Source organism: Streptomyces violaceusniger Tu 4113 (genome assembly GCF_000147815.2).
Lineage (GTDB): Bacteria > Actinomycetota > Actinomycetes > Streptomycetales > Streptomycetaceae > Streptomyces > Streptomyces violaceusniger_A.
Genome location: NC_015957.1, coordinates 3542984 through 3566862, shown reverse-complemented (window position 1 = coordinate 3566862; position 23879 = coordinate 3542984). Strand labels below are relative to the sequence as shown.

Annotated in this window: 28 protein-coding genes and 2 pseudogenes; 14 read left to right on the top strand and 16 right to left on the bottom strand. The window is 70.6% G+C overall.

Features of this window, described 5'->3' with window-relative positions:
- Positions 1 to 72: 72 nt before the first annotated feature.
- On the top strand, positions 73 to 972 hold the full coding sequence (locus tag STRVI_RS15340; protein WP_014056569.1) for a COG4705 family protein: 900 nt from the start codon (positions 73 to 75) through the stop codon (positions 970 to 972).
- 83 nt (positions 973 to 1055) lie between these two features.
- Here the strand turns inward: STRVI_RS15340 and STRVI_RS54275 are convergent.
- Positions 1056 to 1241, bottom strand: a pseudogene (locus tag STRVI_RS54275) (hypothetical protein); the annotation flags it as partial.
- 246 nt (positions 1242 to 1487) lie between these two features.
- Here STRVI_RS54275 and STRVI_RS47875 point away from each other — a divergent pair.
- Positions 1488 to 1676 carry a hypothetical protein gene (locus STRVI_RS47875; RefSeq protein WP_078505731.1) on the top strand — a complete coding sequence of 63 codons (189 nt, stop codon included), beginning with the start codon at positions 1488 to 1490 and terminating at the stop codon, positions 1674 to 1676.
- Positions 1677 to 2085: 409 nt separating this feature from the next.
- Here the strand turns inward: STRVI_RS47875 and STRVI_RS15335 are convergent, their stop codons facing one another.
- The 3 genes from STRVI_RS15335 to STRVI_RS15325 all read right to left on the bottom strand — a co-directional run bounded on the left by STRVI_RS15335 (position 2086) and on the right by STRVI_RS15325 (position 5720).
- Entirely contained in the window at positions 2086 to 3216 is a 1131-nt protein-coding gene (locus STRVI_RS15335) for a hypothetical protein (RefSeq protein WP_014056567.1), read from the bottom strand.
- A 313-nt stretch (positions 3217 to 3529) separates the two neighbouring features.
- Positions 3530 to 5053, bottom strand: coding sequence for a sensor histidine kinase (locus STRVI_RS15330; RefSeq protein ID WP_014056566.1), 1524 nt, complete (start codon positions 5051 to 5053; stop codon positions 3530 to 3532).
- The gene (locus STRVI_RS15325) at positions 5040 to 5720 is read right to left on the bottom strand and encodes a response regulator transcription factor (protein ID WP_014056565.1); all 681 of its coding nucleotides are present in this window, start codon (positions 5718 to 5720) and stop codon (positions 5040 to 5042) included. The genes STRVI_RS15330 and STRVI_RS15325 overlap by 14 nt, the downstream gene beginning before the upstream one ends.
- Positions 5721 to 5848: 128 nt before the next feature.
- Here STRVI_RS15325 and STRVI_RS15320 point away from each other — a divergent pair, with 128 nt between their 5' ends.
- Positions 5849 to 7378, top strand: a complete 1530-nt coding sequence (locus STRVI_RS15320) for a glycosyltransferase family 39 protein (RefSeq protein ID WP_043235950.1) — start codon at positions 5849 to 5851, stop codon at positions 7376 to 7378.
- Between the two features lie 253 nt (positions 7379 to 7631).
- Here the strand turns inward: STRVI_RS15320 and STRVI_RS52060 are convergent, their stop codons facing one another.
- Positions 7632 to 7862: a hypothetical protein gene (locus STRVI_RS52060; RefSeq protein WP_014056563.1), complete on the bottom strand. Its 231-nt coding sequence runs from the start codon at positions 7860 to 7862 to the stop codon at positions 7632 to 7634.
- A gap of 236 nt (positions 7863 to 8098) precedes the next feature.
- Between STRVI_RS52060 and STRVI_RS53475 the strand changes: the two genes are divergently transcribed.
- Both STRVI_RS53475 and STRVI_RS52640 read left to right on the top strand, forming a co-directional pair.
- Positions 8099 to 8236 carry a hypothetical protein gene (locus tag STRVI_RS53475; RefSeq protein ID WP_208949141.1) on the top strand — a complete coding sequence of 46 codons (138 nt, stop codon included), beginning with the start codon at positions 8099 to 8101 and terminating at the stop codon, positions 8234 to 8236.
- Positions 8237 to 8687: 451 nt separating this feature from the next.
- Entirely contained in the window at positions 8688 to 8981 is a 294-nt protein-coding gene (locus STRVI_RS52640) for a hypothetical protein (RefSeq protein ID WP_014056562.1), read from the top strand.
- Between the two features lie 143 nt (positions 8982 to 9124).
- Here STRVI_RS52640 and STRVI_RS15310 read toward each other — a convergent pair whose 3' ends face one another.
- Both STRVI_RS15310 and STRVI_RS15305 read right to left on the bottom strand, forming a co-directional pair.
- Positions 9125 to 9907, bottom strand: coding sequence for a TIGR03943 family putative permease subunit (locus STRVI_RS15310; RefSeq protein WP_014056561.1), 783 nt, complete (start codon positions 9905 to 9907; stop codon positions 9125 to 9127).
- On the bottom strand, positions 9904 to 10977 hold the full coding sequence (locus tag STRVI_RS15305) for a permease (RefSeq protein WP_014056560.1): 1074 nt from the start codon (positions 10975 to 10977) through the stop codon (positions 9904 to 9906). Before STRVI_RS15305 ends, STRVI_RS15310 begins: the two co-directional genes overlap by 4 nt.
- A 126-nt stretch (positions 10978 to 11103) precedes the next feature.
- Here STRVI_RS15305 and STRVI_RS47855 point away from each other — a divergent pair, with 126 nt between their 5' ends.
- Genes STRVI_RS47855 through STRVI_RS15295 form a run of 3 tightly spaced genes read left to right on the top strand, consistent with a single transcriptional unit; the run spans position 11104 to position 12135 of the window.
- Positions 11104 to 11364, top strand: a complete 261-nt coding sequence (locus STRVI_RS47855) for a hypothetical protein (RefSeq protein WP_286012078.1) — start codon at positions 11104 to 11106, stop codon at positions 11362 to 11364.
- On the top strand, positions 11361 to 11792 hold the full coding sequence (locus tag STRVI_RS15300; protein ID WP_014056559.1) for a hypothetical protein: 432 nt from the start codon (positions 11361 to 11363) through the stop codon (positions 11790 to 11792). Before STRVI_RS47855 ends, STRVI_RS15300 begins: the two co-directional genes overlap by 4 nt.
- The gene (locus STRVI_RS15295) at positions 11779 to 12135 is read left to right on the top strand and encodes an ArsR/SmtB family transcription factor (RefSeq protein WP_286012026.1); all 357 of its coding nucleotides are present in this window, start codon (positions 11779 to 11781) and stop codon (positions 12133 to 12135) included. The genes STRVI_RS15300 and STRVI_RS15295 overlap by 14 nt, the downstream gene beginning before the upstream one ends.
- Positions 12136 to 12189: 54 nt before the next feature.
- Here the strand turns inward: STRVI_RS15295 and rpsR are convergent, their stop codons facing one another.
- Genes rpsR through rpmG form a run of 4 tightly spaced genes read right to left on the bottom strand, consistent with a single transcriptional unit; the run spans position 12190 to position 14057 of the window.
- Positions 12190 to 12432 (bottom strand): 30S ribosomal protein S18, encoded by a 243-nt coding sequence (gene rpsR / locus STRVI_RS15290; protein ID WP_014056557.1) that lies wholly within the window; start codon positions 12430 to 12432, stop codon positions 12190 to 12192.
- 34 nt (positions 12433 to 12466) lie between these two features.
- Entirely contained in the window at positions 12467 to 13633 is a 1167-nt protein-coding gene (locus tag STRVI_RS15285) for a CobW family GTP-binding protein (protein WP_014056556.1), read from the bottom strand.
- A complete protein-coding gene (locus STRVI_RS15280) occupies positions 13630 to 13887 on the bottom strand; it encodes a type B 50S ribosomal protein L31 (protein WP_014056555.1) in 258 nt (85 codons plus the stop codon). The genes STRVI_RS15285 and STRVI_RS15280 overlap by 4 nt, the downstream gene beginning before the upstream one ends.
- 5 nt (positions 13888 to 13892) lie before the next feature.
- Positions 13893 to 14057 (bottom strand): 50S ribosomal protein L33, encoded by a 165-nt coding sequence (rpmG, locus tag STRVI_RS15275; RefSeq protein WP_043238828.1) that lies wholly within the window; start codon positions 14055 to 14057, stop codon positions 13893 to 13895.
- Positions 14058 to 14142: 85 nt separating this feature from the next.
- Here rpmG and rpmB point away from each other — a divergent pair, with 85 nt between their 5' ends.
- The gene (gene rpmB, locus STRVI_RS15270) at positions 14143 to 14379 is read left to right on the top strand and encodes a 50S ribosomal protein L28 (RefSeq protein WP_014056553.1); all 237 of its coding nucleotides are present in this window, start codon (positions 14143 to 14145) and stop codon (positions 14377 to 14379) included.
- The gene (rpsN, locus tag STRVI_RS15265; RefSeq protein WP_014056552.1) at positions 14379 to 14684 is read left to right on the top strand and encodes a 30S ribosomal protein S14; all 306 of its coding nucleotides are present in this window, start codon (positions 14379 to 14381) and stop codon (positions 14682 to 14684) included. The genes rpmB and rpsN overlap by 1 nt, the downstream gene beginning before the upstream one ends.
- Positions 14685 to 14840: 156 nt before the next feature.
- Here the strand turns inward: rpsN and STRVI_RS15260 are convergent, their stop codons facing one another.
- On the bottom strand, positions 14841 to 16055 hold the full coding sequence (locus STRVI_RS15260; protein WP_014056551.1) for a GTP-binding protein: 1215 nt from the start codon (positions 16053 to 16055) through the stop codon (positions 14841 to 14843).
- 187 nt (positions 16056 to 16242) lie between these two features.
- Between STRVI_RS15260 and rpmF the strand changes: the two genes are divergently transcribed.
- From rpmF to STRVI_RS15240, 4 genes and pseudogenes are all read left to right on the top strand, one after another.
- Positions 16243 to 16413 (top strand): 50S ribosomal protein L32, encoded by a 171-nt coding sequence (gene rpmF / locus STRVI_RS15255; RefSeq protein WP_014056550.1) that lies wholly within the window; start codon positions 16243 to 16245, stop codon positions 16411 to 16413.
- Between the two features lie 7 nt (positions 16414 to 16420).
- Positions 16421 to 17644: a GTP-binding protein gene (locus tag STRVI_RS15250; protein ID WP_014056549.1), complete on the top strand. Its 1224-nt coding sequence runs from the start codon at positions 16421 to 16423 to the stop codon at positions 17642 to 17644.
- A 187-nt stretch (positions 17645 to 17831) separates the two neighbouring features.
- Positions 17832 to 18209: pseudogene (locus STRVI_RS15245) on the top strand (metal ABC transporter permease); the annotation flags it as partial.
- Between the two features lie 79 nt (positions 18210 to 18288).
- Positions 18289 to 18849: a GNAT family N-acetyltransferase gene (locus STRVI_RS15240; protein WP_014056548.1), complete on the top strand. Its 561-nt coding sequence runs from the start codon at positions 18289 to 18291 to the stop codon at positions 18847 to 18849.
- A 94-nt stretch (positions 18850 to 18943) separates the two neighbouring features.
- On the opposite strand, the gene STRVI_RS15235 is transcribed toward STRVI_RS15240, so the two are convergent.
- The 4 genes from STRVI_RS15235 to STRVI_RS15220 all read right to left on the bottom strand — a co-directional run bounded on the left by STRVI_RS15235 (position 18944) and on the right by STRVI_RS15220 (position 23857).
- Positions 18944 to 19711, bottom strand: coding sequence for a class I SAM-dependent methyltransferase (locus STRVI_RS15235; RefSeq protein WP_014056547.1), 768 nt, complete (start codon positions 19709 to 19711; stop codon positions 18944 to 18946).
- An 80-nt stretch (positions 19712 to 19791) separates the two neighbouring features.
- A complete protein-coding gene (locus STRVI_RS15230) occupies positions 19792 to 21018 on the bottom strand; it encodes an aminotransferase class V-fold PLP-dependent enzyme (RefSeq protein ID WP_014056546.1) in 1227 nt (408 codons plus the stop codon).
- A complete protein-coding gene (locus tag STRVI_RS15225) occupies positions 21015 to 22352 on the bottom strand; it encodes a pyridoxal-phosphate dependent enzyme (protein WP_014056545.1) in 1338 nt (445 codons plus the stop codon). The genes STRVI_RS15230 and STRVI_RS15225 overlap by 4 nt, the downstream gene beginning before the upstream one ends.
- A complete protein-coding gene (locus STRVI_RS15220) occupies positions 22349 to 23857 on the bottom strand; it encodes a Y4yA family PLP-dependent enzyme (RefSeq protein ID WP_014056544.1) in 1509 nt (502 codons plus the stop codon). The genes STRVI_RS15225 and STRVI_RS15220 overlap by 4 nt, the downstream gene beginning before the upstream one ends.
- Positions 23858 to 23879: the final 22 nt, after the last annotated feature.

The window sequence follows — 23879 nt, the reverse complement described above, 5'->3', positions numbered from 1 at the left end:
TCATCTCACAGGGCGCTCGTCCCGGTTCCGGAGGCGAGCGCCCTGTCGTTCGACCGGACAGGAGTAGTCGTTTTGAAGGAACCTGAGGTCCACACCGACCTCGGCGTGGCGAGCACGTCGACGAAGACCAAGTCGGTGATGAAGAAGCTGCCCGAGGTGACGCTCGCGTTCTGGATCATGAAGATCGCGGCGACGACCCTGGGCGAGACGGCGGGCGACCTCTTCGCGCAGACACTGAAGCTCGGCTACTTCCTCACCACGATCGCGCTGTTCCTGGCCTTCGTGGTGACGTTGGTGGTGCAGCTGCGATCGAGCCGCTACAACCCGTTCTTTTACTGGACGGTGATCCTGTCGACCTCCATGGCCGGCACGACCATGTCCGACTTCATGAACCGGGACGCCAGCGCCAAGTACCTCTCGGGCGGCGCGACGAAGCTGGGCTGGGGCCCGCAGGGCTTGGGCCTGGGCTACCCGGAGGGCGCAGCGATCCTGATCTCGATCCTGCTGCTGATCTTCCTCGGCTGGAAGCTGAGCGGGATGACCTTCCAGATCACCGAGATCGTCACCTTCCGGGGCGAGGCCCTGTTCTGGTCGGCGATCCTGGTCTCCAACACGCTCGGCACCTCGATGGGCGACTTCCTGTCCGACAGCTCCGGCCTCGGGTACGCCGGCGGCGCCCTGCTCGTGACCGGGGTGCTCGCCGTGCTCGTGGCGCTGATGAAGGTGCCCGCGGTCCCCAATGTGCTGCTGTTCTGGATCGCCTTCGTCCTCACCCGTCCGCTCGGTGCCACCGCGGGCGACTTCCTGACCAAGCCGGTCGCCAAGGGCGGCCTGGACCTGGGCACGGCCGGCTCGTCGGGCGTGCTGCTGGCCGTCCTGTTCGGTCTGATGGCCTACGCCCACGTGCAGGAGCGCCGGGCCGTCGCCCCGGCGGAGGAGGAACGGGAGCCGGGCACCCGGCAGGCAGGCTGACGTCTTCTGGCAGAGCCTCGTGCACCGGCGGCGGCGAGGCTCCTCGCCGGGAGTCCTACCCAGCACATCACCACGCCCCGGCCGCTGCCGTGGTCGCTGGTCACCGTCTCCGGCGCGAAGAACGGCCGCCCCGCCACCGGGTAACCGGCGAACTCAGCGACCAGAGCAGCGGGCACCCCTGGATACAGCCACTCCATCTCCAGACTCCAGCCCGGCCGCATGGGCAGCGGCAGCAGCACGTCCCGCAGCAGCATCGCCACCTCCACCGACGGCGCTCGGTCAGCGTGGCGCGATCCGGGTCGTACCCAGGCCACGGCTCGCCCGCCGACGCCGATCAGATGGGCAAGAGCGCCACCCCCGGGACCGGCCCCGGCAGCCGCTGCGGCGGGCAGGGGGACGATGAACCCGCGGCGGCCGGAGCGGACTGTGAGTGCGGCTCAGGCTGTTGTATCCCGGACGACCTCGTACGGCACGTCTGGCTCGCGGGCAGCCCGGTCCTGCCGTACACAAGACGCATGAGCGAGGAAAGCGGCGACGTCCACCACCCGGGAGAGATCGTGGCGGAGTCCGGGATCTACGAGTGCGACTGCGGCCAGTCGCACGGCTACAGCACGGACGTCAAGGGTCACCGGTTCCCTCCTCTACCAGCCGGCTGCACCGGTAGGGGCTGGAAGCTGAAGACCGCCGCTCACCCCGGAAGCTGACAGCCGGGCCCCGTCAGACTCCAGCTCGGTGGCGTTGGCGGCCGGCCGCGCCGTGGCATACGGATCCTGGCGATGTGAAGCCCGGAGCGGCGTCACGCTGCGGCCAACGCTCAGGTGGCCGCTTCCTCAGTCTCGCCCTGGGCCGTCCAGGTCTCGCGAACGCGGCGGCGGCCGTCGGTCTCCTCAAGGAGCTTGATCACGACGGCCGGGTCGGTTCCGTAGCGCCCGACCCACTCCGCGTACCGGCGCTGAGCAGTGCCGACGGCGGTCCATTCGGCCTCGATGCTGGGCCGCCCCCGCCGAACTGCAGCGTGGCGAGGTGCTTGGTGATCGTCATGCGGTTGCTCCTCACCTCCGTGCTCCGGTTCGCCTCCATCATGTCGCTCGCCCCGGCCCGGCGCGTCTTGGCCTAAGAGGGGGGCGCGGTGCCGGACTCGGCCTCTTTACGTCTGCGCTCCGCCTGCTCGCGGCGCATCCTCTCCCGTTTGCCATAGGCGGCGCGGCGGACCGCTTCATCGCTTTCGAACTCCGAGCCGAGCGCTCCGCCGATGATGGCCGCCGAACACGCCAGCCACGCCAGACGCGCGTAGTCGCCGGATCCCACCGGGCGCTTCACCTGATTCGCCAGCACTCCGCTCTCGATGAGGAACGACGCCACCGCGAAGTCCACGACGAAGAGCCCGAGGAGACCCCCCAGGACGCCCAGGGACAGGGTCACCACCGTGGAGGCGTTGTACAGCGCGGCCTTCTCCCGGTCCTGGCGGGATGGGGAGTCGGGGCGCTCCCACAGATGCCGGTGGACGATGAGCCAGGCCACCATGGTCGCCGTGGAAAAGACCGACAACACCGCGAGCCGCTCCACCGCGATCGCGGTGGACACGTTCCAGAGCGTTCCGTTGACGAGGACGACGGCGCTGGTGGCCAGCGCGGCGGCGAGCGCCTTCGCCAGGGCGGGGATCAGCCGCCAGGGGGTGTTGGCCCGCACCATGCCCAGCAGCAGGCGCAGCCGCCCCCGCGCGGCGGATCCCACGATCCGTAGATCGATGAGGTCCTCGTCCGCCACCGCGCGCTTCAGCGGGGCGGTCCGCTGCGGGACCACAGGGCCCGTATCCACCCGCATCAGATCCCTCACCAGCCGGACGATCGAGCGGCGCAGCCGCCGTCGCAGGAAGATCCCGCCGAGCGCGGGCATGGACACCAGGGCCACCCGGTCCGCTGTGTCCGCGTCGACCGCCAGTGGCCTGCCGTTGCCGTACAGGGGAAGATCGGTGAGGCAGATGGCGATGTCCCAGGAAGCGCGGATCTTCCGCTCCCGCGTCACATCGAGGATGCTCGCGCTGTCGAGCAGGGCGGCGGTCGTGGGGTCGCGGACGACCTGCACGGACCACATGACGTTCGGGTCGATCTGCTCGGAGAGCAGGTCGGGCAAGTCCTCGGCCAGCTCCTCCGCCAGCTCCGCGGGGGCGTCCGGATCGGCGACGAGGCCCACCGTCACCTGCGGTGGCGGCTCACCCCCGGCGTCGTGAGTTGGCTGGCTCACCCGTCCCGCCTTCCGTGATGTCATGGCCTGGCCCGCGCCGCATCACGGTAACGGGACGTCCGCGCGGTGGCGCGGCGACACGGCGCTTCTCCCACGGTTCGGCGAACCATTCGATCCGCCCCCGGAGGAGCGGATCGGCGGCATCACGGCATCCGGCGCGGCCGCCGCGCGTCACAGCTCCAGGACGGTCCGCACCGGCAGATGGTCGCCTGGCAGGCTCGGTGCGGTAGATAGGTGAAGATCGGTCGGCGCCGCATCTGAACCCATGGTGGCGGGTGGATGATCGTTTCTGCGGCAGTGGCGGTGGGCGTGGTCATCTGGTGGTCTTCCGGTTCCGAAGGGCTGCCGCGGTGAAGCGCGTCATTTCTCGGCCCGGGGTGGGGGCTCGGGGAAGGCGTAGCTGGAAGCATGCTCCGAGGGTCCGGGGGGTGAGGGTGAGGGTGCCTCGGTGGCGGTGGGCCAGATCGCGGGCGATGGCGAGGCCCAGGCCGGTGCCGCCGTGGTCGCGGGAGCGGGCGTCGTCGAGCCGGACGAAGCGTTCGAAGATGCGCTCGGCGTCGTCGGTGGGCACGCCCGGTCCGTCGTCGTGCACCGTGAGGACGACCCAGGCGTCCTGGTTTCGGATGGTGATCTGGATGCGGTGCGCGGCGTGGCGGGCGGCGTTGTCGATGAGGTTGCGCAGCAGCCGTTCGTATTCGTCGAGGTTTCCGTGTGCGTGTGCGGGGGCGGTGCTGTCGCAGGTGAGGGTCAACGGCCGTTCGGTGAGGGGGTATTGCTCGGTCAGCCGGGAGGCGAGGGCTGTCAGGTCGACGGTTTCGGGGCCGGCTGTGGGGGTGCGGGTGTCGAGGCGGGCGAGGAGCAGCAGGTCTTCGGCGAGGGCGTGGAGGCGGCGGGTCTGTCGTGCGGCGGTGGTGGCCGCGGCGGGCCAGTCGGTGCGTTCCGGGTAGGCGAGCGCGACTTCCAGGCTGGCCAGCAGTGTGGTGAGGGGGCTGCGTAGTTCGTGGGCGGCGTCCGCGACGAAGCGGCGTTGCTGGGCGGCGGCGTTGTCGAGGCGTTGGAGGGTGGTGTTGATGGTGGTGGCCAGGGCGGTGATCTCGTGTCCCGTGGCGGGGACGGTGACGCGTTCGCGGGGGTCGCTCGCGGTGACCGAGGCGGTGAGGACGCGGATGGCTTCGACCGGCCGCAGCGCGATTCGGACGGCGAAGTAGGCGACGGCGGCGATCAGTACGAGGCTGACGAGCCCGGCCCGCAGCAGCAGGCGGTCGGTGGTCTTGGTGATTGCCTCGGCTGTGTGCGGGAGCACCACCACATAGACCCGCAGCTTGGCGTCGGCGGCGACGCCCAGAGCGGCGACTTTGTCGCCGCTGAGTTCATCGGCGCTGATATCGGCGGACATGACCATGTAGGTCTCGCCGGCCATATTGAGTCTGTCCCTGGGGTTGTCGTCGCGGCGCACCGGCATGCGGATGGGACGGATCGTCCAGCCCCCGGGCTCCCTGGCCTCCGATGGGGCGGGCAGCACATGGCGGGTGCCGGGATCGAAGGCGTCCATGCCTCCGCCGTAGGCGACGGCGGTGCGTCGGCCGGTCGCGACGACCTCGTACGGCATGGCGCTTCTGCGAACGGGAACCACACCCTCGTTCAGCTGATCAGCGAGAGCCCGGAGCTGTGTCTCGGCTTGTTTTTCGGCGACCTGCGTGCTCTCGCGGTAGACGTCGCGGTGTACCCACCAGCCGATGCCGACCAGGATGACGGCGGCGGTCGAGGCGGCGGCCAGGGCCGCGCGGGCTCGTACCGAACGCGGCCACCAGCGGCGTCGCGGCTCAGTCGCGTTCACGGTCGTCCACCAGTCGGTAGCCGGTACCCCGTACGGTCTGCAGGGACTGCCGGTGGAACGCGGTGTCCACCTTCTTGCGGAGGGCGCTGACGCGCGCCTCCACCAGGTTGGGATCCTGGGCTTCGTCGGGCCACGCGTGATAGAGCAGATCCGTTTTGGAGACCGCCTGGCCCGCCCGGCGGGCCAGCAGCTCCAGCACGGCGAACTCCCGGGGTGTGAGTTCCACCCGGGCCCCGGCCCGGCGGCAGACCCGGCCGGCGACATCCAACGAGAGGTCGCCCACGGCAAGGACGGGCGGGGCGACCGTGGCGGCTCGTCTGACCAGGGCCCGCAGCCGTGCGACGAGCACCACGTAGGAGAAGGGTTTGGCCAGGTAGTCATCGGCCCCCGTGTCCAGGGCCTCTGCCTGATCCCAGTCCCCGTCCTTGGCGGTGAGTACCAGGATGGGGGTCGCGTTGCCCTCCCGGCGCAGCTGGGCGCAGACCTTGTAGCCGTTGAGTCCGGGCAGCATCAAGTCCAGGACGACCAGGGCGTATTCGCCGGTCCGGGCCATCCACAGTCCGTGTCGGCCGTCATGGGCGAGGTCGACGCTGTAGCCCTCGGCGGTGAGACCGGTGTGCAGGGTGTGGGCAAGGTCCACCTCGTCTTCGACCACCAGGATGCGCATGCGGTGCAGCCTTGCACAGCGCCGGCCCGCCTTCCTGATCGGCCGGTCAGGTTGGATCAGCATCCGGTCAACGAGGTCCGGGCACGCTGGCGGAGTTTCTTCGCCGCTGCTGAAAGGCCCTGCTGCTGATGTCCGTTGCTGAACGTGGCCCCGCCGTGGCCAGGACGGTTTCCCCTCCCGTACCCGTCCGTCGACGATCACCGGGCCCGGCCAAAGCCGTTGTCGTCATCGCGCCCTTGTCGCTGGCCATCGCTCTGGGGCTCTGGGGTATCCGCAGGAAGAACACCATGTGGGGGGACGAGTCCGTCACCTATCAGCTCGCGCACCGCGATCTTTCACAGATATGGCTCACCGCCCAGCAGATTGATCTGGTCCATGCCCTCTACTACGCCGTGATGCATGAGATCTTCGGTCTCTTCGGCGGAGGGCTGCTGACGTTGCGGCTGCCGTCTGTGCTGGCAATGTCCGTGGCGGCCAGCGGAGTCGGGCTTCTGGGGCTACGCCTGGCGGGACCCCGTGCCGGGCTGCTGGCCGGGCTGGTGTTTCCGCTCCTTCCGCAGGTACAGAAGTACGCGCAGGAAGGCCGCTCGTATGCCATGGTCTGTGCCCTGGTCACCTGGGCCTCCTATGCGCTCGTGGTCAGCGTCCCGCATCGCGCCCGGTGGCGGTGGGCGGTCTATGGCTCCACCATGCTGCTGGCCTGTCTGCTCCATGAGTTCGCGGTCCTCGCCCTGGTCGCACACGGCGTCACACTGGTCGTCTCCCGTGTTCCACGACCGGCGCTGAGGGCGTGGAGTGTGACGGCCGCGGGCGTTGTGGCCGGGCTGTTGCCGCTGGCGATCTGCAGTGCGGGGCAGTCGGGGCAGGTGTCCTGGATCGGCGGACCGGTGCGGCTTCCTTATTTCCTGGTTGTGGTGGTCGTGGGCGTGGCGTGTGCCCGAGCGCCCCTGGGGGTGAGGGGGCCCGTGCGGCTCCCCGCGCTGGCTGTGCCGATTCTTGTGCTTCCGGGCCTTCTGCTGCTGATCGTCTCACTGGTCAAGCCCCTTTTCGTCGACCGGTATGTGCTCTACGGCAATATCGGAATCGCGTTGCTGCTGGGCGCCTGGATGGATTACTTCCACCGGCGGCAGCGGTCTTCCCGCAACGCGTGGATCGCGGCGGTTGCCGTACTGGCCGCGCTCGTCCCGCCGAGCCTTACGCTGAGGACGCCCCAGAGCCGGAGCAATGACGTCACCGCCATCGGCGCCGCCGTACGCAAGGAAGGCCGTCCCGGCGACGGGCTGCTCTATCTCTCCGGCCGGCACCGGATCTTGACCGCGGCCACCCCCGAGGACACCCGTTTTCTGACAGATCTCGCCCTGGCACAGGACGCCGTTTCGTCGAACACACTTGCAGGTGTCGAGCTTCCCGCCCAGGAAATAGCGGCACGCATGCTGGAATTCGACCGGATCGTCGCGGTCCGCGCGGCGGGTGCGCACTCGCCGACCAACCCGCAGGAGGAAGCGAAAACAAGCACCCTGCGGCGCTACTTCCGCGAGTACGGAACAACCCGTGTCAACGGGGCGCGAGTCACCGTCTATGTCCGAGACCACGGCCCAGCTCCGAAGGCCGGTCCTGGATCCAACAGCCCGGGAGCGAGCAGTGGGGTGATGAGGTGACCGCGACTGGTGCCGGCCCGGCCGCCACCACCGCCGTCACGCTGTCTCGACCCGGAAGCCACGGACCTTGACTTGCCGGTCGCTGCTGCCATGGGAGGCCGCGGCTGTTCTGCGCCACTGCCCAACTCATCGCGACCGCACGCCAACGGCGCCTGCGAGGAGGGCACCCCGACAAGGTAACGCCACCGGTGCGGGCAATCTCGGCTGGAGTGGCGGCTACCGCCTGCCGCGGGCCACCGGATGCTTCACCCACCTACCGCACCTCGCGCTCCAGCTCACGCGCGTGTGTACGCAGGGCCAGGCGGTGGCCGGCCCCGGCCTTGCGCCAGTACGGGTGCCACCACACCTGCGCCGACAACGCCAGCAGGCGCCGCCGCAGCGCTGTCGTCCGTCCGCTCTGAGCCGGGTCGGCGAGCGCACGATACGTGCGGTACCAAGCACACTGCGCGGCGACCAGGTCTTCGGGGAAGGCAGGGCAACACATACCGACTATTGCATCACGTGTTCGAATTCTGGCGCATCCCCGCAGGTGGCGTGCCGCCCCCCCCAACTGTGACTGAGCGCCGTAGTTGGCGAGTGAGCGCTTTGGCCGGCGGGTTCTGAGCGCATCTGACCCAGGCCGCTGGTCGGCCGATCACCTACAGCCGCCTGCCCACGACGCTGCTGGCGCAGGACGAGATCCTCGGCAAATCGGCAGCACTCGTCGACAACGGCAGGCTGGTGGGAAACGCGAACCCCGACGCGATGCGCGCCGAGTTCCCCTTCCTGCTGCGCTTCGACCGCTGGCTGGCGGGCCCTGGCGCGGGCCTCCTCGAGGAGGCACTCCGTTCCGCGGGCACGGGCATCGCTCTGCGCTGAACGAGGCCCTGCGCACGATCCGTCCAGACCTGGGCGACGAGCTTCACCTCGACCGGCAACTCGGGGAAGGCCACCCGAGGGGTACCGATCTCGTGCTCGCCACCTGCGGATCAGCGACCAGAGCGGCGGCCTGACCTGGATGGCAGACGCCGGAGTCCCCGTCCACGTTCTGCAGGGAATCGCCGGACACGGCTCGCTTGCCACCACCCAGCGCTACCTCCACCCGAGCAGACGGTCGATCCACCCATCGTCTCGAAGACCCTGCGCCACTCCACGATCTCCACCACTGCCAACACCTACGGCCACCTCACCAACCGGCCGCAGGAATGCCCATGAACCGTCCGGGGGTGCAGCTCCCAGGGCGACACGGATCCATGTCTTGATCACGGAGCGTGGCACGGGCCGTGGCCGGAGTGCAGAATGGGCCAGGGGGGAGAAAGAAGGTGCCCCCATGACTACGCACGCTCCCCACACCGACCACGCCCACCAGCATGGAAGCGGCTGCGGCCACGTCGCGCTCCCACACGACGATCACACCGACTACGTCCACGAGGGCCATCTGCACCGGACACACGACGACCATGTCGACGAGTGCGAGCCCAGTGGGCACACCGTCCACGAAGGCCACGACCACCAGCACCACGACGACTGCGGACATGTCGCCGTACCGCACGGCAAGCATGTGGACTACGTCCACGACGGGCACCGCCACGCCCAGCACGAGGGCCACTGGGACGACCACTGACCACGCCCCTGGCCGGCGCCACGATCGTCTTCGACCAGTCCCCCGAGTCCCGCAACTGCTGGCTCTCGGCTCCCCGCCCCCGGGATACGGAAAGCCCCAGGCCAACGGCCTGGGGCTGAACCGCTGAACCGTGTGCCCGCCTTTCACCGGCCCGGCCGGGTCGCCACCGCATCGTTGTACGGGTCTTTGGGCGCGGGAACGCGCTTGACGGTCGTGGCGTCCAGGGCCGGGCTCGCGTCGTCCGTCCCGACCTTGCCGGTGGGGTGCCAGGTGCCGGTGACGGTGACCCAGGCATCGGCGGGCGGCGGCGTGGCCCCGTGCACCCGCACCTTGCGCACCGTCGCGTCGGCGGCGCAGCAGCTGATGGCCAGGCGGCTGACGTACCAGGTGCCGTGGCGGCCGGGGGTGACGAAGCCGGTGAGGCGCACGGTGTGCCCCCTGAGGGTGCCGTCGGTGTCCCAGACCGCCCGGGAGCTGAAGTCGTTCAGCGACAACTCGACGATCCCGCTCTGCGGGAGGGCGGGGAAGAGGCTGTCTCCGGCAGTGGGGGCCTTGGCCTTCGCCTCGTCACGGGCGGCGGTGTACGAGCCGAGCGCGGGGGGCGCGAGGAACAGGATGGTCAGCGCCGGTACGTACAGCAGCCAGGCGATCCGCGGCCCCTGCGAGTGATCGTGTCCGTGGCCTTGGTGGCCACCGCCTTGGTGGCCACCGTGTCCGTGGTCGTGGTCCGTACGCGGGCGGTTGAAGGGAAAGCCGTCGCGGGCGGCACTGACCGCGCCGAGCACGATCAGCAGCACCCCCGAGGCGATGAGCGCGGGCCGCAGGCCCGGGCGCACATAGCGCAGATACAGATCGGTCAGCAGCGAGATGTGCAGCAGACCGACACCGGTGAACAGGAGCAGCAGCACCTGGATGTTGCGTTTCACAGCAGCCACCACCCCACCAGAGCACTGCACAAAACCGCCACCACCCAGGTGGCCGACGAGAAGCGCAGCGCGAAGGCCCGCCCGAAGGTGCCCGACTGCAGCGCGATCAGCTTCAGGTCGACCATCGGCCCGACCACCATGAAGGCGAGCCGGGCGCTGGGCGAGAACCCGGTGAGCGAGGCGGCGACGAACGCATCGGCCTCGGAGCACACCGCGAGGAGCACCGCCAGCACCCCCAGCATGGGCACCGACAACCACACGGAGTCGGAGAAGAGCCGCAACGCGGAATGCGGCACCGCCACATTGAACGTGGCCGCGGCCGCCGCACCGACCACGAGGAACCCCCCGGCGTGCAGGAAGTCGTGCTGGAGCGAGACCCGGAGCTCCTCCGCCCGGCTCACACCGGCGGTGTGCCCGGTGGGCCCCTTCGGGGCGCGCAGCCACTCCTCACGGCCCAGACGGAGCCACAGCCAGCCCATCACCACGGAGGTCAGCAACGAGGCGACGAGACGAGCCGCGACCATCCAGGGGTTGCCGGGAAAGGCCACGTACGTCGCCATCAGCACTATCGGGTTGATGGCAGGGGCCGACAGCAAAAACGCAAGCGCCGCCGCCGGGGTCACCCCGCGCCGCATCAGACTGCCCGCCACCGGGACCGACGCGCACTCACATCCCGGCAGCACCGCCCCGGCCACCCCCGCGACCGGCACCGCGAGCGCCGGGTTGCGCGGAAGCACCCGGGTGAACACCCACGCCGGTACGAAGGCACTGATCGCGGCCGACACCAAAGTGCCGAGCAGCAGAAACGGCACCCCCTGGATGACGATCGCGGTGAACACCGTCCGCCACGCCGCCACCGCCCGGCTGTCGAGCCCGCCGGAGATCTCCGGCCCCAGCACGATGGCGACGACACCGAGCACCGCCACGGGCAGCCCCGCGATCAGCGCATGAGAGGCGACACGTACGGCCGCGCGCAGTCCGCCGCCCCCGTCGGGGTGTGTGGCCGACGGCTTCCGGTCGTGGGCAGGGCTCTCGGGCAGCGGTGGCGCGACGTCGACATCCCTGTCCACTACGCCTCCCTCACACGGCTCTTCGCCACGGTGACATCCGCAGCCACACCTTAGCGGTGGGTCGGCAGATGGCCGTGCGGGGACCGCCGGTCCGGTAGGGGCCCCGCCGGCACCGCGCCCCGTTCCCTGCGCTGCCACGAGACGATCACCGCGCTCACCTGGCGGCCGGGCAACAGCGGCCACCTCGCCAGCGGCGGCCACGACGGCACGGTCGCACTGTGGCGGGCCACCTCCGGCAGGCCCCGGTCCCGGCTCTCCCCCGTCCGCACCCTGGACGGCGACGCGGCGGTCGCGGCACTCGCCTGGGCCGGTCCCCACCTGCTGATCGCCGCGCACCGGGACGGCCGCGTACGCGCCCACCGGCTGCCCTCCCGGACCGCGCTGTGAACCCCCGTACGGCCACGATCGGCGGCGCCCGCGACCGGCCGTGCACCCTGGTCGTCTGCCGGGGCTGCTGCTGCGGCAACCCGCGCAAGCACCCCGGCACCGACCACCAGTGGCAACTCGACCGGCTGCGCGCCGCCGCCGCCGAATCCGGTGGCCGGCTCGCCGTCCGCACGACCGACTGCCTCGGCCCCTGCGACCAGGCCAACGTCATCGTCGTCCAGCCCTCCGGAGCCGGACGCCGCAGCGGCGGCCGCGCCACCTGGATCGGCTGGGCCAACGACGACGACTGCACCGACGACATCCTCGGCTGGGCCGCCGGCGGCGGACCCGGACTCGCCGAACCACCGGCCACGCTTCGGCTGCAGTTCATCCGCCCGCCCGGTGAAGCCCGGACGCGGGCACGCGGGCGCGGACGTGCACGCCGATGAGGCCCTGGGCGGCCGCGGTGTCCGCGCGGCCGTCCGCCTCGACGATGCCACGGCGGCATCCGTCGCCGCCGCGCTCCAGGCCCTGGCCACCCCGTCCCGACTGCTGATCCTCACCACCCTGCGGCAATCGCCGCACTCGGTCACCGAACTCGCCGCCGGCATCGGCATGGAGCAGTCCGCCGTCTCCCGCCAGCTCCGTCTGCTGCGCACTCTCGGCCTGGTCACCGGGCGCCGGAACGGCCGCCGCATCGTCTACAGCCTCTACGACGACCACGTCGCCCAACTCCTCGACCAGGCCGTCCACCACATCGAACACCTGCGCCTCGGCATCCGCGACACGTAACGAAAGCCGCTGGGGGTGGTCATCGTCGATGACCACCCCCAGCGGCCGGAGCGCCTATCGGGAGCCGTAGGGGAGCAGGGCCATCTCGCGGGCGTTCTTGATGGCGCGGGCGATCTGGCGCTGCTGCCGGCGCGTCACATGGCTCACCCGGCGGCTGCGGATCTTGCCGCGGTCGGAGATGAACTTCCGCAGCAGGTCGGTGTCCTTGTAATCCACGTAGGTGATGCCCGCCGCGTCGAGCGGGTTGACACGGCGACGCTTGGGGTCCGGGCGCTTGGTGCCGATGCGTCGGGACATGATCAGTTCCTTTCCGTACGGTGCCCGTCCGCGTTCAGGACACCGGGTCGAGCAGTTCGTCGAAGGCGTGCGACAGCTTCTTCCAGCCGTCCGGCCCCGCCGCGTACTCGACGTCGGTCAGCAGACACGAATCCAGCAGGGCGACCAGACCTTCGCGGTCGAGGCCGGGCGAGGTGAAGGTCATGTGCTGACAGCGGTCGCCGTGTTCGGGATGCCAGTCCATCGAAGCGGCCACCCGCCGTTCGGCCGGCACCATGTCCCAGGCGGCGTCCGGCAGCGCTGCCAGCCAGGGCCCGGCGGATTCCACACACAGGGCGCCGCCCGCCGCGTCCCACGACAGCAGGGTGTCGGGCCGGTCGGCCAGCCAGAAGCGCCCCCGGCTGCGGGCGGCGGCACAGCTCAGGTCTTCCAGCGCCTCATACAGCCGATCCGGATGGAAGGGGCGGTCACGGCGCCAGACCAGGGTGCTCACCCCGTGTTCTTCGCTCTCCTGCGGCAGCAGCGCACACGCCGGATGCTGACGGGCTGCCGCCGCCTCGACATCGAACCCGGCCAGCAGAGCCGCCACCAGAGCCCCATCGCCGACACGCACCTGCCGTGCGCCCGGAGTGAGCTGGGTCAGCAGGGCGAGATCGCCGTCGTCCGCGGACTCCTCGCACGTCTCGTCCTCGGCGACGGCGATCACGGTGGGGTACTCCAACTGCCGGGCGAACGTGTCACCGACGGTGCGCTGGTCGGTCGGGGCGGCGGCGAAGCCCACATCGGCGAGGTCGTCACCGTTGGCGAGATACGGCACCATCAGGGCCGGGTCGACCGCGGTGGCCACCCCGGTCAGCTCCAGCGGCGCGCCCTCGGCCGCGATGACGGCGGCCATGGCCTGGAGCTCGACCGACTCCCACAGCTCGACGACCGCGAGCCGGTGGCCGCCCCCGGTGGCCAGGCGCAGCAGTTCGGGGACCATGTCCTCGCGCAGCGCACAGCACGCGCAGTCGTTCACCAGCGGCGCCTCGCCCTCGCCGAGCGATCCCGAGGCATCGCGCACGGTGCGGCGCACGGCGCGGTCGGTGGCGGCGGACAGGTCGTGGTGCAGCGCCACGGAGCCGGGCACCGTGCGCAGGATCTCCTCGACGGCCGCCCGGCGCGCGTCGGCGTGCAGCCCGCCGACTATGGCGACGGGCAGCCGCCCCTCCGTCACGCTCACCGGTCCCCCCGTCCGCGTCCGTAGCGCCGCTCGAACCGCTCGACGCGGCCCGCGGTGTCCACGACGCGCTGGTTGCCGGTGTAGAAGGGGTGGCTCGCCGAGGAGATCTCCACATCGATGACCGGATAGGTGTTGCCGTCCTGCCACTCCACGGACTTGTCGCTGGTGGCGGTGGAGCGGGTGAGGAAGGCGAAGTCGGCCGACCGGTCACGGAAGACGACGGGCCGGTACGCGGGGTGAATGCCGGGCTTCATGGCGGTCAGCGCTCCTCACGGAAGTCGACGTGGCGGCCGGCGACGGGGTCGTACTTGCGCAGGGTCATCCGGTCGGGGTCGTTCCGACGGTTCTTGCGGGTCACATACGTGTAGCCGGTGCCCGCGGTGGACCTCAGCTTGATGATCGGGCGTAGTTCATTGCGTGCCATGGACGACAGCATACATGGGATCGATTTTCATTTTCATTTAGCTGATACGGTGCTGCCGTCGCAACCCGCACGAGAAAGAGGAACCATGTCCGCCCACTGCCAACTCACCGGCCGACAGCCCGGCTTCGGCCACCACATCTCCCACTCCCACCGCCGCACCAAGCGCCGGTTCGACCCCAACATCCAGCACAAGCGCTACTGGCTGCCGAGCGAAGGCCGCCACATCCGCCTCACCCTCAGCACCAAGGCCATCAAGACGGTCGACACGATCGGCATCGAGGCCGCCGTGGCCCGCATCCGCGCCCGGGGAGGGAAGGTCTGATGGCCAAGAAGAGCAAGATCGCAAAGAACGAGCAGCGACGGGTGATCGTGGCGCGTCACGCCAAACGCCGCGCCGAACTGAAGGCGCTCATCGCCGACCCCCGCGCCTCGGCGGAGGAACGACTCGACGCCCAGCGGGAACTGCGCCGCCAGCCCCGCGACGCCAGCGCCACCCGCGTACGCAACCGCGACTCCATCGACGGCCGCCCCCGCGGCCACCTGCGCGCCTTCGGCCTCTCCCGCATCCGCCTGCGCGAAATGGCACACGCGGGCGAACTCCCCGGAGTGACCAAGAGCAGCTGGTGACCATCGCCGGGCCGCCTCCCGTCGGTCGGCCCGGCCACCCACCCCAGCACGAGATCCGGCGACGCCCCCACACACCGCCCCGCGCAGCGGCGAGGCCGACACCGTCGTGGCCGGCCTCGACACCGTCGAGGCCGGCCACGCCCTCACGGTGCCGTGTCAGCTCTCCGGGCCCGGCGCCGCGTCGCCGAGCAGCGGATCGGGCAGGCGGGCCCAGCGGTCGGCGCCGAGGGCCAGTTCACCGTCGTCGAGCACGGCGGAGTCCAGCGCGGCCCGCAGCCGGTCCAGGTCCAGGTCGGCACCGGTGAAGACGATCTCGTTGCGCCGTTCGCCGTAGTAGTCGTCCCAGTACCACGAGGCGAGCGTCCGGCGCTGGGGCGAGGCGGCGCGCCATGCCACGGTGTCCCCGTCCTCCAACCAGCCTCCCGCCTCGTGCAGTTCGAGGTGGCGCCCGGCCGAGCGCCAGGAGATGACCGTCCGCGGGCGAGTGGCCATCCACAGGCGTCCGCGGCTGCGTATCACCGACGGCATGACGCGCGGCAGGCTCGCCGCCAGCCGCTCGGGATGCAGCGGGCGCCGGGACCGCCAGAGCACCGAGGTCACGCCGTGGTCGATGCCACGGCGGCGTATGACGGGGGCGACGACGTCGAGACGGTCGGCCGGTCCGGCCGTGCTCCAGCCGGAGTCGGACCGCGCCAGAGCCGTCAGCGCGGTGACATCGGCGTCGTCCGAGTCGAGATGCACCACCGCCGACGGGTTGAGATGGCCGAGCAGGGCGCGGCACCCTTCCCGGCGGCCGTCCCCATCCCCCGGCCCGCCCCGCAGGACCATCACCTGGGCGGCCTCCAATTGGCGGGCGGCGGCTTCGGCGACCGTGAGGGGCGCGGCAGTCGGGTCGTGACCGAAGACGCGGGTGGCGCGGTGCACACAGCGCAGATCGTTGAGCAGGCGGCCGGGGTCCACGCCGACGGCGGTCGGGGCCAGTTCGTAGTGGTGCGACAGCGGAGTCCTGCCCAGTGGGGTCCGCCACAGCTCGGCGAGAAACGGCGCGGTGTCCACGGTGTCAGGGAGCGCGAGCACGACATGCGGACGCGAGGCGGTCCGGGCGATGGTGTCGAGATCCTGCCGGATGATCACAGCCGGGTCTCCGGTCGCTCCTTGGCACAGCGAGGCGCGCCGCCGTTCCTCACCGCCCATGACGAAGCGCTGTACGAAGGGGTACCGCCCCGTCCCGTCGGCGTGGACCGAGACCGAGAGCACCAGCGCGTCGGGCGAGGCACACCGCAGCAGGTCCAGTACGCGCCCCCGGACCTCCGGGGTGTTACCGCACACCAGGCCCAGGAGACCCCGGCTCGCGTTCGCACCGGCGCTCACTCCGCCACCTGGGCAAGGGCGGTCACGACGGCATGGGCGGTTCTGCGCACCCGTAGCAGCACCAGCGGCACATCTCCTCCTGGATGACGACGTCACAGTGTCACCGCGGAGACTACATGGAAACGGTACCCATTTTCATATAGGCTGCAGGTGACCACCCGCCGAACAGGAAAGGACCCTTGACGTCATGGCCGTGCCCAAGCGGAAGATGTCCCGGAGCAACACCCGCCACCGCCGCGCCCAGTGGAAGGCGAACACGCCGGAACTGGTGACGATCACCATCGACGGCCGCGAACACCGGGTGCCGCGCAACCTCGTCCCCGCCTATCGGCGCGGACTGCTGAGCCCCGAGGGCTGACCGCCCGATGGCCGACCAGCTTCCGGTGACGGTCCTGTCGGGTTTCCTGGGGTCCGGCAAGACCACACTCCTCAACCACCTCCTCAACAACCGCGAAGGACTGCGGGTCGCGGTCATCGTCAACGACATGAGCGAGGTGAACATCGACGCCGCTCTCGTCCGCGATGGCGACGCGGCCCTCTCTCGCACCGAAGAGCGCCTGGTCGAGATGACCAACGGCTGCATCTGCTGCACCCTGCGGGACGACCTGCTGGAGGAGGTGGACCGGCTCGCCGGGGAGGGACGGTTCGACTACCTCCTCATCGAGTCCAGCGGCATCTCGGAACCCATGCCCGTCGCCGCGACGTTCGCCTTTCCGCGCGACGACGGCGCCACGCTGGGCGAGGTCGCGCGGCTCGACACCATGGTCACCGTCGTCGACGCCGCGGGCTTCCTGCCGGAGCTGACAGGCGGCGACGAGCTCATCGAACGGGGCCTTGACCAGTACGAGGACGACGAGCGCACCGTCAGCGATCTCCTCATGGACCAGGTCGAGTTCGCCGACGTCATCGTCCTCAACAAGCTCGACCTGGTCACCCCCGAGACCGCCGAACGTCTGGCGGCGGCGCTGTCCCGGCTCAACCCCGCCGCCCGTATCGTCCCCGCCACCCACGGCCGAGTCGCCTCCGCGGAGGTGCTCGGGACCGGCCGCTTCGACCTCGAACGCGCCCAGCAGGCCCCCGGCTGGGTCATGGAGCTCAACGGCGACCACGTTCCCGAGACCGAGGAATACGGCATCTCCAGCACCGTCTTCCGCGCCACCCGGCCGTTCCACCCCCTGCGGCTGTGGGACTTCGTCGCCACGGAGCTGGACAGCGGGACCTACGGCAGCGTCCTGCGCTCCAAGGGCTTCTTCTGGCTGGCCAGCCGCCCGCGAGTGACCGGGCTGTGGTCACAGGCCGGCGCGGTGGCCCGGTTCGAGCCGTCCGGAGCACGCGACGGCAGCGAGCCCGGCTCCGCACCCGGCCCCGACCGCGGTCAGGAACTCGTCTTCATCGGCACCGGACTGCAACTCGCCGCCCTGCACACGGCCCTGTCCGCATGCCTGCTCACCGACGACGAGCACGCCGGGGGCGTACCCCACTGGGTGACCTGGGACGATCCCTTCCCCGCCTGGGAGACCTACGGTCTCGACGAAAGCTGCGACCACGAGCACGGACCGCACGACGCCGTGCCGGTACCGCAGCACTGACCAACGGCGTGCCGCGAAGCGGGCGCCATGCGTAACCGCTCGGACAACGCGCCGTCGCTCCCCACCCCCACCTGCAGCCGGGCATGTGACAGCACAACAATCCTGGTCATGGATGTCATGTTCAACTAGCATGCGCAACAGATCGATGCCTGTGTAGCGGGAGGCAAGCGTCATGCACAGTTCGTCGGCCAGCGCCGATCCGGACGTCGCCGAGGCCCGCGGGGTGCCGGTGCACGCACTGTCCATCGCCTTCATGATCGTGCTCGGACTCGCGGTCGCCCTGTCGGTGCAGATCGTCGGCGCGCTGCTGGTCCTCACCCTCGTCGTCACCCCCGCCGCGGCGGCCGCCCGCATCACCGCGTCGCCCGTGCTGCTGCCGGTGCTCAGTGTGGTCTTCGCCGTCGCCTCGATCGAGGGCGGCATCCTGCTCGCTCTCGGCAGCTCCATCCCCATCAGCCCCTACGTGACGACCATCTCGTTCACCATCTACATCGTCTGCCGGCTGGCGGGCACCTACCGCACCCGACGGTGGGGAGCCAGGAAGGCAACGCCCCAACCCACCTGAACGACGGCGCCGACCTGCCTTTGAGGGGAGGAGCAGAGGTGACCCACGCGCGGCCGCGCCGTCTGGCAGGCTGCTCGTCATGGCAGCGCACGAGACGGTGAAGTCACCCGAGTTCGCACAGTTCTCCCGGCCCCAGGAGATCACCCCTGCCCTCAGGCGGGAGCTGATCGACTGCTGGACGGCCGTGAGCAACGCGGGCGGGGCGGTTCTCGCGGGCGGCTTCCCGCTGCCGCCCGTGAGCACGCGGGACGTCGGACCAGTGGTGGACCAGATCGTCCACGGACTTGATCCGCGACGCGGCAGGCTGCTCGTGGCCGCCGTCGAGGGTGTGCTCGCGGGCTGGCTCATCCTTCGCCGCGATCCACATCCGCTCGTCACACACTGCGGCGTGGTCAACCACGTCCAGACGCACACCCGTTTCCGCGGTCTGGGCATCGGCGCCGCGCTGATGCGCCGCGTCCCCGGCATCGCACGCGACGAGATGGGCCTGGAACGGCTGGGGCTCGCCGCGAGGGCGGGTCTGGGGCTGGAGGAGTTCTACGCCAAGCTGGGCTGGGCGGAGATCGGCCGATGGCCGGGGGCACTGCGGGTGGCCCCCGGCGACGACCGGGACGAGATCCTGATGAGCCTGGCCCTGTAACAACCCTCTGGACGAGGAAGGTCACCGGCTGCCGCCCCCGGCCGGGGTGTGCCTCCCGGCACCGGGCGGGACCTCACGGAGACATCCGGGCGTATCAGTCCTTGACCGCCACAAGGACGTGGCTGTCGCCGAACTGCCAGACCGGGGCGACCTGGCCAAAGCCCGCCTGTCGCAGCAGTTCCGCATGGCGGGCCGCGGTCAGGTGGCCGCCCTCGTTGCCACCGCCGCTTGCGGGGCGGCGCTGCTCACGCTGGGTGAACAGGTCGGCCAGTTCGGGGTCCCGGGCCGCCGCGGCCCACCAGGATTCCCAGTCCTCGTGGCCGTGACTGCCTGCCCGCTCGGCCCGGCGGCGCCCCACATGCGCGGTGAGCTCCGAGCAGAGCGGGCCGTCCTGGGGAAAGTGGTCGCCGTTGACGAGGGCACCGCCGGAGCGCAGGAGTGACCCGAGACGGCGGTACGTGCACAGGAGCGTCGGCTCGGGGAGGTAGTGGAGGGCTGTCGTCGAGACGGCCGCGTCCAGGGGGCGGCCCAGTTCGAGGGCGTCGGTCCAGCCGTCGTCGCCGATCAGGGTGTCGACGTAGCGGGCGGCGCCCGCGTGGTGGGTGCGGCCGAGTTCCAGGAGGAGCGGGTCCATGTCGACGGCGACGATCTCCGCGTCCGGCAGGCGCTCGGCGAGTCTGGCGGCCAGGGAGCCGGGTCCGCAGCCCAGGTCCAGGACGAGAGGCCGGTCGCGGCCGGCCGTAACGTGTTCGACAACATCGGCGACCACGGTGAACCGCTCCTCGCGGTCGACGGCGTAGTGCTGCTGTTGTCGCTCCCAGCGCTCCACCCACATTTTGGCCGTCGCCATGCTCACGCCCATCTGGTCGCGCCACCTCTTCCGTCTGTCACCTGTCGCGGACACCGCCGAATGTACAGGTGGAAACGGTTTTCATTCCAGCTTTACATGAGCGACGCGAGTACAGTCAGCAGGCGGTCGATCTCGTCCACGGTGTTGTACACGTGCAGACTGACCCGCACCGAGCCGTCCTTCTCGGCCGCCCCGGCCTGGCAGAGACTGTCGGCCCGCACCATGAAGCCATGGCTGAAAAGAATGAAGCCGAGGTCATCCGAACGGATGTCGTGGTGCCGGAAAGTGACGATGCCGTGGCGCCGCTGCGCGGCGGGGACGACGGAGCCGGCGGCCAGGCTGGACTGGCAGCCCAGGATCTCGTACGCGGCAAGGCGTCGCAGCCCGTCGGTCAGCCGGGTCGTGAGGGCGGCGGTCCAGCGCGCGATCCGGTCCGTACCGACCGTGTCCAGCCAGTCGAACGCGGCTTCCAGAGACGCGATGCCCACGGTGTTGGGGGTGCCGTGCCAGCCGCCGGGCCGGAACACCGGCCCTCGCGAGTTCCGTGCCCAGACCGCCCCGGAGCCGGGCAGCGCGAGGGCCTTGTGCCCCGAGAAGACCACGAAGTCCACGTCGAGCGTGGACTGGTCGACGCGGACCGGCAGATGGCCCACGCTCTGGGCGGCGTCCAGAGCGATCGGGACGTCCGGGCCGACGGCGGCACGGATGCGGTGCACGTTCATGTCGCCGCCGTACACGTGGTGGATGTGCGTGGCGGCGACGAAGCGGGTGCGCGGGCCGACGACCCGGTCCAGCGCCCGGTGGTGGTAGTCACCCGACTCCACCTGGTACGGCAGTGCCCGCACGCGGATGTCGATTCCCCGGTCGGCCAGCAGCCGCCGGGCCTCCAGCCAGGGGTCCAGATTCGCCTGGTGGTCGCCGAACGGAACGAGGATCTCGTCACCGTCGGCGAGGTACGTGGTGAGCCAGTCACGGGCGATGGTGCGCAGCCCTTCGGTGGTGCCACTGGTGAAGTGGACGTCGGACCGCTGCGGCTCCGGGTCGCCGAGGAAGTCCTTGACCCTCTGGCGGGTCCCTTCCACCAGTTCCGTGGTGCGGTTGGCCCACGGGTAGGTGCCCCGCCCCGCGTTGGCGTTCGAGGTCGTCAGATATGCCTGGACGGCTTCCAGGACGGCTCTGGGCTTCTGGGAAGTGGCCGCGCTGTCGAGGTAGGCCAGCTCGGGGTGGGCGGCGATGATGGGGAACTGCTCCCGCGCCTCGCGCTGCCAGTCCGCCGCTTCGGCCCGCTCCTCCCCGCACACGGGGTCCACCGCGTTCATTCCCTCACCAGCGGCGCGCCCGCGTCCCGCCAGGCGACGATGCCGCCGGCCAGGCTGCGCACATCGGGATGCCCCATCCGGGTCAGCAGCGCGGCGTACCGGGCGGACTTCTCGCCGACCGGGCAGGCCAGCAGCACCGGCCGCCGCTTGCTGAAGGGCAGTCCGCCCCGGACGAGTTCCTCGAAAAGCTCGTCGACGAAGTTGACCGAGCCCTCGATGTGCAGCGCGGCGTACGCGTGCGGGCCCCGCAGATCGACCACGAGCGGGGGCGGCTCTGCGTCGGCGATCCACCGCCGGGCGTCGTCGACGCCGATGACCTTGGCCTGGGCCGCCACCTCGGCGCCGGTGAGGGCGGCGGCTAAGTGTCCGCGGCGGGGCTGCCCCAGGAGTTCGGGCCGGCGCTGGCGCACATAGCTCAGATAGCTCTCGGCCCGGTCGCAGACGATGAAGACCGCTGTCCGGCGGAACCCCGGATCCGTCAACTCCGCGTCCACCGCCCGCAGATGGCGGATCGCCCCCTGGTAGGCGGCGCCTCCGGTCGGTCCCGACAGCAGTCCGCAGCGCCGGATGAGCGTCAGCATGCCGTCGATGGCCTCCTCGGAGGTCACCGACTCGATCGTGTCGTACGTCGCCGGGTCGAACAGGCCGACCTGGCGCACCTCGTCGATGGTGCGGATGCCGGGGATGAAGTCCGATTTGTGGGCGACCAGGCCGAGGACCCGTACCTCCGGGTCGTGCTCGCGCAGCACCCTGGCCACGCCGGTCGACGAACCGGCCGTGCCGACGCAGGCGATGAACCAGTCGGGCGCCCGCCCGTCCAGGTCCTTGACGATCTCCGGGCCGGTGCCCGCCGCGTGCGCCTCGGTGTTGCGCGGGTTGAAGTACTGATCGGTGTGCAGATACGCGCTGCCCGGCTCCGTCAGCGCCTGGTGGAAGCGGGTCAGGGGATCGTCGGTGTCGGTCGGGTCGAGGCACTCGCTCTGCCCGGGCAGTTCCTCGATCTCGGCGCCCAGCAGCAGAAGCAGTTCCTTGATCTCCGGCACCCGCATCCGGTTGGTCACGCTCTTGAACCGCAGCCCGTGCATGCCCGCCAGCAGGGCGAGAGCCTTGGCCGTATTGCCGCTGGAGAGTTCCACGACCGTCTCACCGCGCCGGCCCGCGGCCTCCAGATGAGGCAGGGCCATGTTCCAGGCGGGCCGGTCCTTGACCGAGCCGAACGGGTTGAGCATCTCCAGCTTCGCGTACAGGTCGATGTGGCGCAGGCCGTGCACGGCCGGGTCGATGCGTACCAGCGGCGTGTTGCCGATGGCCTCCGTGATGCTGTCGTACCTCATGACAACGCTCCCCCCGCGTTGGTGATCGGCCAGTACTCCTCGTCCAGGCACCAGCGCCAGGAGCCCCCCTCCCGTACGACCGCGACCGTGCGGGCGACCGGCTGCCGTTGTGCGTGATGGGCGTGGAAGTCCATCGCATAGCCCGCGGTGTTGGCGAAGGCCAGCAGGTCGCCGGTGCGCGGCAGCCGGGGGAGGAAAACCATGCGCCGCGTGATCAGATCGGCCTCCAGACAGAGATTGCCGACGAGGTACACCCCCACCGGTTCCTCGTCTCTCTCCCCTCCCCCTCCGGTACGGGGCAGCAGGACGGGGTCGACGAGTACACCGTGCTCCTCCAGGCTCACGTCCCCGGCGTTCATGCCGAGACGCACCAGATACTCCCCCGGCCCCGCCCCCTCCCCCGTACGCCGTACGTCCAGGACTCGCGCCAGCGAGAGCCCGCACTGGTCGACCAGGGCCCGGCCCGGTTCGGCACACAGGTCGTAAAGGTGCTCCAGGAGCAGGGTGGCCGACGGGCGGCCCAGCGCGGGTGCGGACAGCGAGAGCAGCTCATCGAGGTAGCCGGGCCCGGCGGTGGGGCGGTGCGCCGGGTAGAGCGCCGCGGCCCCGCGCACCGTGCCGCCCTCGTTGCGCAGCCCGTAGCCGTGCCCGCGCCAGGTCAGGGCCGGACGGGTGCCGAGCACCGCCTCGGTCAGCGCGGTGGTGTAGCTCTCCCACTCACCGGCGTCGGCGACGTAGCCGACCCCGAAGCCGCCGCCGATGTCGACGACGCGCGGCGCCAAGCCCCGGGCCCGGCACTCGTCCATGACCATCACACAGCGTTCCAGCGCGCGGACCTTCTCGGCGAAACCGGTGGTGTCCAGGTGGTACGCGACACCGGTCAGCTCCACGGCGTCACGGTGGCGTTCCACAGCGGACAGCAGCTCGCCCGCCTCCCCTGCCGGGGAGCCGAAGCGGCTGCGCCGTGAGAGCACCCGCACACCGGACGCCTCGGGACCCGCGGCCGACTCGAACTCGGAGAGGCGCAGGAGGACATCGACCCGGGGCAAGGCGTACTTGCGTACCAGATCGGCCAGTTGCTCCAGCTCGCCGCGTGAATCGAGGTTCACTGTCACCCCGACGCGGGCGGCCAGCCACAGGAACTCCGGATCCTTGGGCCCGGTGGCCATGATCCGCTCCGGAGTGAAGCCGCACCCCAGGACGTGCCGCAACTCCCCCAGCGAGGCCACGTCAACCCCCACCGCGGCCGGATCCTCCGCCGCCAGCCGCCGCGCCAGGGAGCTGGACCGGTTCGCCTTGTGCGCGAAGTACACCCGCCCGGCGAGGTGGTGACGGCGATAGACGTCGCGAAACCGTTCGGTGTTCTCGGCGATCCGCTCCGGGAGCAGCACGTTGAGCGGAGATCCGAGCGCGTCGACAAGGGAGTGCAGGAACGGTCCGGCGTCCAGCAGCCCGGTGAGCGGTGGTTCCAGTCGCGGCCGCAGGTACAGGGGCACACCCACCACAGGTCCCTTCCCTCAGAACCAA

Coding starts and splice junctions, on each gene's coding strand:
- STRVI_RS15250 (WP_014056549.1), top strand. CDS start 16,421: ATGGCCGACCAGCTTCCGGTGACGGTCCTGTCGGGTTTCCTGGGGTCC.
- STRVI_RS52060 (WP_014056563.1), bottom strand. CDS start 7,862: ATGTGTTGCCCTGCCTTCCCCGAAGACCTGGTCGCCGCGCAGTGTGCT.
- rpmB (WP_014056553.1), top strand. CDS start 14,143: ATGTCCGCCCACTGCCAACTCACCGGCCGACAGCCCGGCTTCGGCCAC.
- STRVI_RS15240 (WP_014056548.1), top strand. CDS start 18,289: ATGGCAGCGCACGAGACGGTGAAGTCACCCGAGTTCGCACAGTTCTCC.
- STRVI_RS15280 (WP_014056555.1), bottom strand. CDS start 13,887: ATGAAGCCCGGCATTCACCCCGCGTACCGGCCCGTCGTCTTCCGTGAC.
- STRVI_RS52640 (WP_014056562.1), top strand. CDS start 8,688: ATGACTACGCACGCTCCCCACACCGACCACGCCCACCAGCATGGAAGC.
- STRVI_RS15325 (WP_014056565.1), bottom strand. CDS start 5,720: ATGCGCATCCTGGTGGTCGAAGACGAGGTGGACCTTGCCCACACCCTG.
- STRVI_RS15320 (WP_043235950.1), top strand. CDS start 5,849: ATGTCCGTTGCTGAACGTGGCCCCGCCGTGGCCAGGACGGTTTCCCCT.
- rpmG (WP_043238828.1), bottom strand. CDS start 14,057: ATGGCACGCAATGAACTACGCCCGATCATCAAGCTGAGGTCCACCGCG.
- STRVI_RS15225 (WP_014056545.1), bottom strand. CDS start 22,352: ATGAGGTACGACAGCATCACGGAGGCCATCGGCAACACGCCGCTGGTA.
- rpsR (WP_014056557.1), bottom strand. CDS start 12,432: ATGTCCCGACGCATCGGCACCAAGCGCCCGGACCCCAAGCGTCGCCGT.
- STRVI_RS15235 (WP_014056547.1), bottom strand. CDS start 19,711: ATGGGCGTGAGCATGGCGACGGCCAAAATGTGGGTGGAGCGCTGGGAG.
- rpsN (WP_014056552.1), top strand. CDS start 14,379: ATGGCCAAGAAGAGCAAGATCGCAAAGAACGAGCAGCGACGGGTGATC.
- STRVI_RS47875 (WP_078505731.1), top strand. CDS start 1,488: ATGAGCGAGGAAAGCGGCGACGTCCACCACCCGGGAGAGATCGTGGCG.
- rpmF (WP_014056550.1), top strand. CDS start 16,243: ATGGCCGTGCCCAAGCGGAAGATGTCCCGGAGCAACACCCGCCACCGC.
- STRVI_RS15230 (WP_014056546.1), bottom strand. CDS start 21,018: ATGAACGCGGTGGACCCCGTGTGCGGGGAGGAGCGGGCCGAAGCGGCG.